General features: G+C 70.1%; 6 protein-coding genes. All 6 read left to right on the forward strand.

Features of this window, described 5'->3' with window-relative positions; genetic code table 11:
* Window positions 1-60 precede the first annotated feature (60 nt).
* The 6 genes from pulA (at window position 61) to DY023_RS03545 (ending at window position 10,155) form a co-directional block, all read left to right on the forward strand.
* Complete coding sequence (pulA, locus tag DY023_RS03520; protein ID WP_116240953.1) at window positions 61-5,796, forward strand: pullulanase-type alpha-1,6-glucosidase; 5,736 nt, start codon at window positions 61-63, stop codon at window positions 5,794-5,796.
* A 115-nt stretch (window positions 5,797-5,911) separates the two neighbouring features.
* Complete coding sequence (xseA, locus tag DY023_RS03525; RefSeq protein ID WP_116240954.1) at window positions 5,912-7,189, forward strand: exodeoxyribonuclease VII large subunit; 1,278 nt, start codon at window positions 5,912-5,914, stop codon at window positions 7,187-7,189.
* A 53-nt stretch (window positions 7,190-7,242) separates the two neighbouring features.
* A complete protein-coding gene (locus DY023_RS03530) occupies window positions 7,243-7,467 on the forward strand; it encodes an exodeoxyribonuclease VII small subunit (protein ID WP_425453406.1) in 225 nt (74 codons plus the stop codon).
* Entirely contained in the window at window positions 7,464-8,108 is a 645-nt protein-coding gene (locus DY023_RS03535; protein WP_116240956.1) for a DUF4245 family protein, read from the forward strand. The genes DY023_RS03530 and DY023_RS03535 overlap by 4 nt, the downstream gene beginning before the upstream one ends.
* A gap of 29 nt (window positions 8,109-8,137) precedes the next feature.
* A complete protein-coding gene (locus DY023_RS03540) occupies window positions 8,138-8,770 on the forward strand; it encodes a carbonic anhydrase (RefSeq protein ID WP_116240976.1) in 633 nt (210 codons plus the stop codon).
* Window positions 8,767-10,155 carry a class II fumarate hydratase gene (locus DY023_RS03545; RefSeq protein ID WP_116240957.1) on the forward strand — a complete coding sequence of 463 codons (1,389 nt, stop codon included), beginning with the start codon at window positions 8,767-8,769 and terminating at the stop codon, window positions 10,153-10,155. Before DY023_RS03540 ends, DY023_RS03545 begins: the two co-directional genes overlap by 4 nt.
* Window positions 10,156-10,250 lie beyond the last annotated feature (95 nt).

A 10,250-nucleotide genomic window follows, 5' to 3' on the forward strand; every position in this document is an offset into this window, starting at 1 on the left:
ACCCTCCGGCATCCGCGCCGGCCCCCGGCACGCCGTCGTGCCCGACCCCTGGAGTCGAAGATGACCTTGAGCTCACGCGCAGCGCGCATCCTCGCAGCAAGCGCGCTCGGCGCCCTCGCGGCGACCGCGCTCGTCGCCCTCCCCCCAGCTCCCGCATCCGCGGCCGACCGCACCTTCGCGCTGGTCGGCAGCCTGCAGTCCGAGCTCGGCTGCGCCGAGGACTGGCAACCGGCCTGCGAGGCGACCGAGCTCGCCGCCACCGAGGACCCGAACGTCTTCGCGACGGAGTTCACGGTGCCCGGCGGCACCTGGGAGTACAAGGTCGCCGTGAACGACTCCTGGGATGAGGCGTACGGTCTGAACGGCGGCGGCGACAACATCCCGCTCGTACTCGAGGGCGACAGCCGGGTGCGCGTCGTGTTCGACGACGCGCAGCACCGCGTCGGACTCGAACTGCTCAGCACCCGCGGCGCCTACGACGAGGCCACCGATGCCGCGCTCGCGCAGAAGCCGGTCCGCGAGGCCGGCGCCGACAACACCTTCTACTTCGTGATGACCGACCGCTTCGCCAACGGCGACACCGCGAACGACAGAGGCGGCCTCGACGGCGACCGCCTCGCCACCGGCTTCGACCCCACCGACAAGGGCTTCTACCAGGGCGGCGACATCCAGGGCCTGCGCGACCGGCTCGACTACATCGCCGGACTCGGCACGACGGCCATCTGGCTGACCCCGAGCTTCCTGAACCGTCCGGTGCAGGGCGAGGGAGCGAACGCCAGCGCCGGCTACCACGGCTACTGGATCACCGACTTCACGAAGATCGATCCGCACCTCGGCACCAACGAGGAACTCGCCGCGCTCATCGATGAGGCGCACGCCAAGGGCATCAAGGTTTTCTTCGACATCATCACCAATCACACCGCCGACGTCATCGACTACGAGCAGAAGACCTACTCGTACGTCGAGCAGAAGGACAAGCCGTACCGCGACGCCGCGGGCGAGGCGTTCGACCCGGCCGACTACGCCGGAACCGACGGCTTCCCCACCCTCGACCGCGCCACGAGCTTCCCCTACACGCCGGTGATCGCCGCATCCGATGCCGATCTCAAGGTCCCCTCCTGGCTGAACGACCCCACGCTCTATCACAACCGCGGCAACTCGACCTGGTCGGGCGAGTCGGTCACCTACGGCGACTTCGACGGGCTCGACGACATCATGACCGAGAACCCGAAGGTCGTGGACGGCTTCGTCGACGTGTACAAGCCGTGGGTCGACATGGGCATCGACGGCTTCCGCATCGACACGGTCAAGCACGTGAACTTCGAGTTCTGGCAGAAGTGGACCACCGCGATCAAGGAGCACGCGAAGAGCATCGGCAACGACGACTTCTTCACCTTCGGCGAGGTCTACGACGCCGACCCGGTCAAGCTCTCGCCCTACGTGCGCGACACCGACATGAGCTCGGTGCTCGACTTCACCTTCCAGTCGCAGGCGACCAGCTTCGCGGCCGGGAACTCGGCCAAGGGCCTGTCGGCCCTGTTCGCCGGCGACGACTACTACACCACCCCGTACTCGTCGGCGAGCGCTCTGCCGACGTTCCTCGGCAACCACGACATGGGCCGGATCGGCTCGTTCCTGCGGAACACGGATGCCCCGCTGCAGCGCGACGAGCTCGCGCAGTCGCTGATGTTCCTCACCCGCGGCCAGCCCGTCGTCTACTACGGCGACGAGCAGGGCTTCGCCGGCCCCGGCGGCGACAAGGACGCCCGGCAGACGCTGTTCGCGACCCAGGTCGCCGAATACGCGAACCAGCCGCTCGTCGACGGCACGAACGCCGGCAGCGTGGACCGCTACAGCACCGACACGGCCCTGTACACCCGCATCGCCGCGCTCGCGAAGCTGCGTGCCGCGAACCCGGCACTGCAGGACGGTGCCCAGGTCGAGCGCTACGCAGACAGCGGCGCCGGCGTCTACGCCTTCAGCCGCGTCGACCGCGACGAGAAGATCGAGCACCTGGTCGCCGTGAACAACACGAAGGCGGCGAAGACGGTCACCGTGCCGACGCTCACCGCTTCAGGTGCCTTCTCGCCGCTCTACGGCACCGATGCCGCGGTCACCGCGGCCGCCGACGGCACCGCGAAGATCACGGTGCCGGCCCTGGGCGCGATCGTCCTGCGGGCCGACCGCAAGGTGACCACCGCGGCCGAGTCCACCATCGCCGTCGCCGCTCCGGCCGCCGGCGCCGGCATCTCCGGCACCTCCCCCGTCTCGGCGACGGTTCCGGATGCCTGGTCCGAGACCTCCTTCGCCTGGCGCGTCGCGGGCGGCGAGTGGCACGAGCTCGGCACCGCCGAGGACACCACCCCGCGCGTCTTCCACGACACGAGGGGGCTGAAGAAGGGCACGCTCGTCGAGTACCGCGCCATCAGCACGGATGCGGAAGGACGCCGCGTCGCGGCATCCTCCTACGCCAGCGTCGGCAACGCGGTGAATCTCGTCGAGGCGCCGGAGCCGGAGAACCCGATCGAGCTGGTCACGGTTCCTGGCAGCCACAACTCCGAGATGGGCTGTGCGGGAGACTGGCAGCCCGGCTGCGAGCAGGCGAAACTGACGCTCGCCGCGGGCGGCGTCTACACCGGCACCTTCGACCTGCCTGCGGGCGACTACGAGTACAAGGTCGCGCTGAACGGCTCGTGGGATGTGAACTACGGCGTCGGCGGCGTGAAGGACGGCCCCAACGCGACCTACCACCACACCGGCGGGAAGGTCACCTTCTACTGGGATCCGCGCACGCACCAGCTGACCTCCAGCGCCGACGGCCCGATCATCACCGTGCCCGGCTCGTTCCAGAAGGCCGCCGGATGCCCCGGCGACTGGGCGCCGGACTGCCTGGCGACGATGATGTTCGACTCCGACAAGGACGGCGTGTACGAGTACACGACCTCCGCGATCCCGACCGGCGCCTACGAGGCCAAGGTCGCGCACGGCCTGAGCTGGGATGAGAACTACGGCGTCGACGGCGCACCCGGCGGCGCGAACTACTCGTTCAGCGCGACCGACGGCAAGCAGGTGACCTTCCGGTACACCCTCGCCACCCACGTGCTCGAGATCGTCGCCGCCGACCCGCCGCTGGCGGGCACCGGCGAGTCGCGCGCGCAGTGGATCGACGCGCAGACCGTCGCCTGGCCGCGCACATTGCTCGGCACGGACGCGGCGAGCGCACTCTCGTGGACGCTGGAGAACGCGGCGGATGCCGGGCTCGCGGTGACCGACGGCACCGTCACCGGCGGATCCGACCCGGTCGAACTGACGCTCGGCGAACTGACGAAGGAGCAGATCGCGCGCTTCCCCGCCCTCGGCGGCGACAAGTACCTCGCGCTGAAGGTCGGCGACCTCGGCCGTGACCGGCTGCACGAGCTGCTCACCGGTCAGCTCGCCGTCGCGCAGCGCGCGGGCGACACGCTCACCGCGTTCACCGGCGCGCAGGTGCCCGGCGTGCTCGACGACCTGTACGCGACCGCCGGCGCGACCAAGGCGCTCGGCGTGACCTGGCAGGGCAGCCGGCCGACGTTCGCGCTGTGGGCGCCGACCGCGCAGAGCGCTGCGCTGCAGGTGTTCGGCACCGACGGGAAGGCCACAGAGTTCGAGGCGTCCTTCGACGCGGCATCCGGGGTCTGGACCGTCGCCAAGCCGAAGATCGGCGACGACCCGGTGAAGCAGGGCGCGGAGTACCGCTGGCTGCTCTCGGTGTACGCGCCGACGACGGGCAAGATCGAGCAGAACTCGGTCACCGACCCCTACTCCGTGGCCCTCACCACGAACTCGGCGCGGTCGGTCGCGATCGACCTCGACGACAGGAAGTGGGCTCCGAAGGCGTGGACGAAGACGCCGAGCCCGAAGGTCGACCGCGCGGTGGACCGGGCGATCTACGAGCTGCACGTGCGCGACTTCTCGATCGGCGACACCACTGTTCCGGCCTCCGAGCGGGGGACGTACAAGGCGTTCACGCGCGACTCGGCCGGCACCAAGCAGCTGCGCCAGCTCGCCGCCGCCGGCATCAACACCGTGCACCTGCTGCCGACCTTCGACATCGCCACGATCGAGGAGCGCCGCTCCGCGCAGAAGACCCCGGACTGCGACCTCGCGTCGCTGCCGGCGGACTCCGACCAGCAGCAGGCGTGCACCTCGGCCGTGGCATCCGAGGACGGCTTCAACTGGGGCTACGACCCGTACCACTACCAGGCGCCGGAGGGCTCCTACGCGACCGACGCCGAGGGCGGCGCGCGGGTGAGCGAGTTCCGCGAGATGGTGGGCGCGCTGCACGCGGACGGCCTGCAGGTCGTGCTCGATCAGGTGTACAACCACACCGCCGAGGCCGGTCAGGGACAGCGCAGCGTGCTCGACCGGATCGTGCCCGGCTACTACCAGCGGCTGAACGCCGCCGGTGCGGTCGAGACGTCGACCTGCTGCCAGAACGTCGCGACCGAGCACGAGATGGCGCAGAAGCTCATGGTCGACTCGATCGTGCTCTGGGCGTCTCAGTACCGCGTCGACGGCTTCCGCTTCGACCTGATGGGGCACCACTCGAAGCAGAACATGCTCGCCGTGCGCGCGGCGCTGGACGAACTCACGCTGAAGAAGGACGGCGTCGACGGCAAGGCGATCTACCTGTACGGCGAGGGCTGGAACTTCGGCGAGGTGGCGGACAACGCCCTGTTCGAGCAGGCCACGCAGGGTCAGCTCGGCGGCACCGGCATCGGCACATTCAGCGACCGGTTGCGGGATGCCGTGCACGGCGGCAGCCCCGTCGACGGCGGCTCGACGTTCACCCAGGGCTTCGGCACCGGACTCGGTACCGACCCGAACGGGCGGCCGGGCACGGCGTCTCCCGCCGACCAGCTGGCCGACCTCGCGCACCAGACCGACCTGGTGAAGCTGGGCCTCGCGGGCAACCTGCGCGACTTCACGCTCACGTCGTCGACGGGCGATCTCGTGCGCGGTGACCAGCTCGACTACCGCGGCGCCCCGGCCGGTTACGCCGACCAGCCGGACGAGGTGATCACCTACGTCGACGCGCACGACAACCAGACGCTGTACGACCTGTCCGTCATGAAGCTGCCGGTGGGCACGCCGATGGCGGATCGGGTGCGGATGAACACGCTGCAGCTGGCCACGGTCGCGTTCGCGCAGACGCCCGCGTTCTGGCACGCCGGCACCGAGCTGCTGCGATCGAAGTCGCTGGATCGCAACAGCTACGACTCCGGTGACTGGTTCAACCGCATCGACTGGACCGGGAAGCAGTCCACGTTCGGGGCAGGGCTGCCGCCGGCCGCGGACAACGAGGACAAGTGGGCGGTGATGGCACCGCTGCTCGCCGACCCGGCGCTCAAGCCCGGCGCGTCCGACATCGCCGCAGCCGAGGGTGCCGCCCTCGATCTGCTGCGGGTGCGTCAGTCGGTTCCGCTGCTGCGGCTGGGCAGCGCCGACCTGATCGAGAAGAAGGTCTCGTTCCCCGCGAGCGGGAAGGATGCCGCCCCCGGCCTCATCGCGATGCTGATCGACGACACCGTCGGGAAGGACGTCGACCGGAAGCTCGACGGCGCCCTGGTGGTGTTCAACTCCTCGCCGGCCGCGATCACGCAGCCGCTCGACGGCCTCTCCGGACGCGCGTTCACCCTGAACGCCGTGCAGGCGAAGGGCGCGGATGCGGTGGCGGCGACGGCTTCGTGGGACCCGTCGACCGGTACGGTCACGATCCCCGCCCGCACCGCCGTGGTCTTCGTCGAGAAGCACTGACCCTCCCCCGCTCCGGTCTCACTGGTTGCGGGTGTTCTCCCCCGAACACCCGCAACCAGTGAGACCGGAGCTGTGTCTGGTGGCCGTGTCGGGGCCGGATGCGAGAATCGAAGCGATGACCGTCTTCGAAGCTACCGCCGTTCCCGGTGAGGCTCCCCCGCCCGACTCCGTCTCGCCGCGGGACTCGTCGGCGGATGCGCCGACCTCGGTCGCCCGGCTGAACGCGACCATCCGCGACTTCGTCGCGCAGTGGGGCACGGTCTGGGTCGAGGGCGAGATCACCTCGTGGAACCAGCGCGCGGGCAACGTCTTCGCACGCATGAAGGACGGCCGCTCCGACGCGCAGATCTCGCTGCGCATCTGGTCGAGCGTGCGCGCCCGCATCCCCTCCGACCTCGGCGTCGGCGACCACGTCGTCGCCGCCGTCAAGGCCGATTACTTCGTCAAGGCCGGCGACTTCAGCTTCCAGGTCTCGGCGATGAAGCACGTCGGACTGGGCGACCAGCTGGAGCGGCTCGAGAGGCTGCGCGCTCAGCTGCGCGCCGAGGGCCTGTTCGACCCCTCCCGCAAGAAGCCGCTGCCCTTCCTGCCGCATCAGATCGGCCTGATCACCGGCGAGAAGTCCGATGCCGAGAAGGACGTGCACCGCAATGCCGAACTGCGCTGGCCGCAGGTGCGGTTCCGCACCGAGTACGCCGCCGTGCAGGGCGACCGGTGCGTACCCGAGACCCTGGCCGCGCTGAAGCGCCTGGACGCCGATCCCGACGTAGACGTGATCATCATCGCCCGGGGTGGCGGCGACCCGCAGACGCTGCTCGGCTTCAGCGATGAGCGCCTGGTCCGGGCCGTCGCCGCGGCCGCCACCCCCGTCGTCAGCGCGATCGGCCACGAGAACGACCACCCGCTGCTCGACGACGTCGCCGACCTGCGGGCGTCGACCCCGACGGATGCCGCGAAGCGCGTCGTCCCGGATGTCGGGGAGCAGCGCGCCCTGATCGCGCAGCTGCGGGCCCGCGCGACCACGCGGCTCACCCAGCGGGTGTCGCACGACCTCGCCCAGCTCGCGCAGCTGCGCTCGCGCCCTGTGCTGCGCTCCCCCGACCCGATCATCGACTCCCGCGCGCAGGAGGTGCTGCTGCTGTCCGCGCGCGGCCGCGACAGCGTCGCGCGTCGCCTGGACACGGCGGGCAGGACCACGTCCGAGCTGCGCGCCTCGCTGCGCGCGCTGTCGCCGGCCGCGACCCTGGCGCGCGGCTATGCGATCGCGCACCTCGAGAACGGCACGATCCTGCGGGATGCCGCGGATGCGCCTGCCGGCACGGCTCTCACGATCACCGTCGACCGCGGCTCCGTCGCCGCCCGCTCCGACGGCGAGGTCTCCGAGGGCGCCTGACCCCTCTTTCCCATGGAAGATGATGCGCAGGACACGCCGGTAGGATGGGAGGCGTGACTGCGTCCGAGACCCCCGTGGAATCGCTGTCGTTCGAGGCGGCGCGCGATGAGCTGGTGCAGGTCGTCGCCGAACTCGAGCAGGGAGCGCCGACCCTCGAGCAGTCCCTCGCCCTCTGGGAGCGCGGCGAGGCACTCGCCACCCGGTGCGAGGAGTGGCTGCTGGGCGCGAAGCGCCGCCTGGACGCGGCCCGCCCCGCGGCATCCGAGGACGAGTCATGAGCAAGGGCGCCCCGATCGTCGCCGAGCTCGGCCGCCCCGAGACCCCGCAGGAGACCGCCGACCGCAAGGCCGAGTCGAGCCGGATCTACCGCTCCAGCCAGACCTTCCGCAACCTCATCGCGGCTCTGCTCGTCACGATCGGCGTGGTCATCGTCATCGTGCTCGCCGTGCCGCGCGGCGAACCCGTCGCCCAGCCGCCGATCGATCTCGCCGGCATCGCGAAGAACGCCGAGACCTCACTCGACCGTCCGGTGATCGTGCCCGATCCCCCGGAGGACTGGCGCGTCACCGCCGCCGAGATCACGGGCGCCGGGGTCACGGTCTGGAACGTCACGCTCGCTCCCACCGCCGACGACGAGCGCGGCTTCCTCAAGCTCAGCCAGGCTGCTGACGCCGATCGGATGTGGGCGGCCACGCCGCTGCGCGGCGCGCAGCCCTCCGGCACCGTCGACGTCGACGGTGTGGAGTGGGACGTCTACAAGATCGCGAACCCGGAGGCATCCGGCAACATCACCTACGCGCTCGGCACGCAGGCCGGATCGGACTACGTGCTGCTCTACGGCTCGCGCAGCGCCGACGAGACCGCCGACTTCGCGAAGACCCTCACCCCCCAGATCGAGAAGCTCGAGGAGGCACAGTGACCCTCACCCCGTCCGCCGCATGGCAGGAGATGCTCGAAGGCAATCGCCGGTTCGTGAACGGCACACCCGAGCATCCTCATCAGGACGTGGAGAAGCGTCACGAGCTGACCGAGGGCCAGGCGCCCGTGGCGACGCTGTTCGGATGCTCCGATTCGCGTCTCGCCGCCGAGATCATCTTCGACAAGGGCCTGGGGGATCTGTTCGTCGTCCGCAACGCCGGCCAGGTGATCGGTGAGTCCATCGTCGCGAGCCTGGAGTACGCCGTCGAGATCCTCGGCGTCCCGCTCATCATCGTGCTCGCCCACGATTCGTGCGGCGCGGTGCGCGCCGCCATCGACGGCACGGCGATCGATGCCGCCCCGCTGCCTCCGGCGATCTGGAAGCTCATCTCGCCGATCGTTCCCGCCGCACGCAAGGTGCTGGCCGAGACCGGCGGATCCACGCCGGCCGACATCGACGCCGAGCTCGTCGGCCGTGAGCACCTTCGCAACACGGTGGCGAACCTGCTGCAGTCGTCCGAACTGATCAGCGCCGCCGTCGCCGAGGGCCGGCTGGGCATCGTCGGCGCCAACTACCGCCTCGCCGAGGGCACCGCCGTGCCCGTGATCTCGGTGGGCATCGACGACGGGATGAACCCCGCGACCAAGGAGGGATCGGAATGACCGACTACCGCATCGAGCACGACACGATGGGCGAGGTGCGCGTGCCCGCGAACGCGCTCTACAGCGCGCAGACCCAGCGCGCCGTGGAGAACTTCCCCATCTCGGGCAAGGGCCTCGAGTCCGCCCAGATCGCCGCTCTCGCACGCATCAAGAAGGCCGCCGCCCTCGCCAACAAGGAGCTCGGCACGCTCGACGGCGCCATCGCCGACGCCATCGCACAGGCGGCCGACGAGGTCGTGACCGGCGAGCTCGACGGCGAGTTCCCGATCGACGTGTACCAGACCGGTTCCGGCACCTCGTCGAACATGAACATGAACGAGGTGCTGGCCACGCTCGCGTCGCGCATCCTCGGCTCGCCCGTGCACCCGAACGACCACGTCAACGCCTCGCAGTCGTCCAACGACGTGTTCCCCACCTCCGTGCACGTCGCCGTGACCCAGGCGCTCATCGACGACCTGATCCCCGCGCTCGACCACCTCGCCGTCGCCTTCGAGGCGAAGGCCGAGCTGTGGAAGTCGGTCGTCAAGTCCGGTCGCACCCACCTGATGGATGCCACTCCCGTGACCCTCGGCCAGGAGTTCGGCGGCTACGCCCGCCAGATGCGCCTCGGCATCGAGCGCGTGCAGGCTGCTCTCCCCCGCGTCGCCGAGGTCCCGCTGGGCGGCACCGCCGTGGGCACCGGCATCAACACCCCGCTCGGCTTCCCGCAGAAGGTCATCGCCCTGCTCGCCTCCGAGACCGAGTTGCCGATCACCGAGGCCAAGGACCACTTCGAGGCCCAGGCGAACCGTGACGGCCTCGTCGAGGCGTCCGGCGCGCTGCGCACGATCGCCGTGTCGCTGACGAAGATCAACAACGACCTGCGCTGGATGGGTTCGGGCCCGAACACGGGTCTGGCAGAGCTGCACATCCCCGACCTGCAGCCGGGGTCCTCGATCATGCCTGGCAAGGTCAACCCCGTCGTCCCCGAGGCCGTGCTGATGGTCTGCGCGCGTGTCATCGGCAACGACGCCACCGTCGCGTGGGGCGGCGCATCCGGCGCATTCGAGCTGAACGTCGCGATCCCGGTGATGGGCACCGCGCTGCTCGAGTCGATCCGCCTGCTCTCCAACGCCACCCGAGTGCTCGCCGACAAGACCGTCGACGGCCTCGAAGCCAACGTCGAGCGCGCCGCGGCCCTGGCCGGCATGAGCCCGTCGATCGTGACCCCGCTGAACAAGGTCATCGGCTACGAGGCCGCCGCGAAGATCGCGAAGCACGCCGTCGCCAAGGGCATCACCGTGCGCGAGGCCGTCATCGACCTCGGCTACGTCGAGCGCGGCGAGATCACCGAAGAAGTGCTCGACCAGAAGCTCGACCTGCTGAGCATGACCCACGCGGGCTGATCCCGTAGCGCCGGGGCTCCTGCCGGCACACTGCGGGGGCCGACACGCCAGATGTCGGACAGATCACCAAGATCCGTCCGACATCTGGCGTGTCG

Origin of the sequence: Microbacterium bovistercoris (assembly GCF_003387575.1) — a bacterium.
GTDB lineage: Bacteria > Actinomycetota > Actinomycetes > Actinomycetales > Microbacteriaceae > Microbacterium > Microbacterium bovistercoris.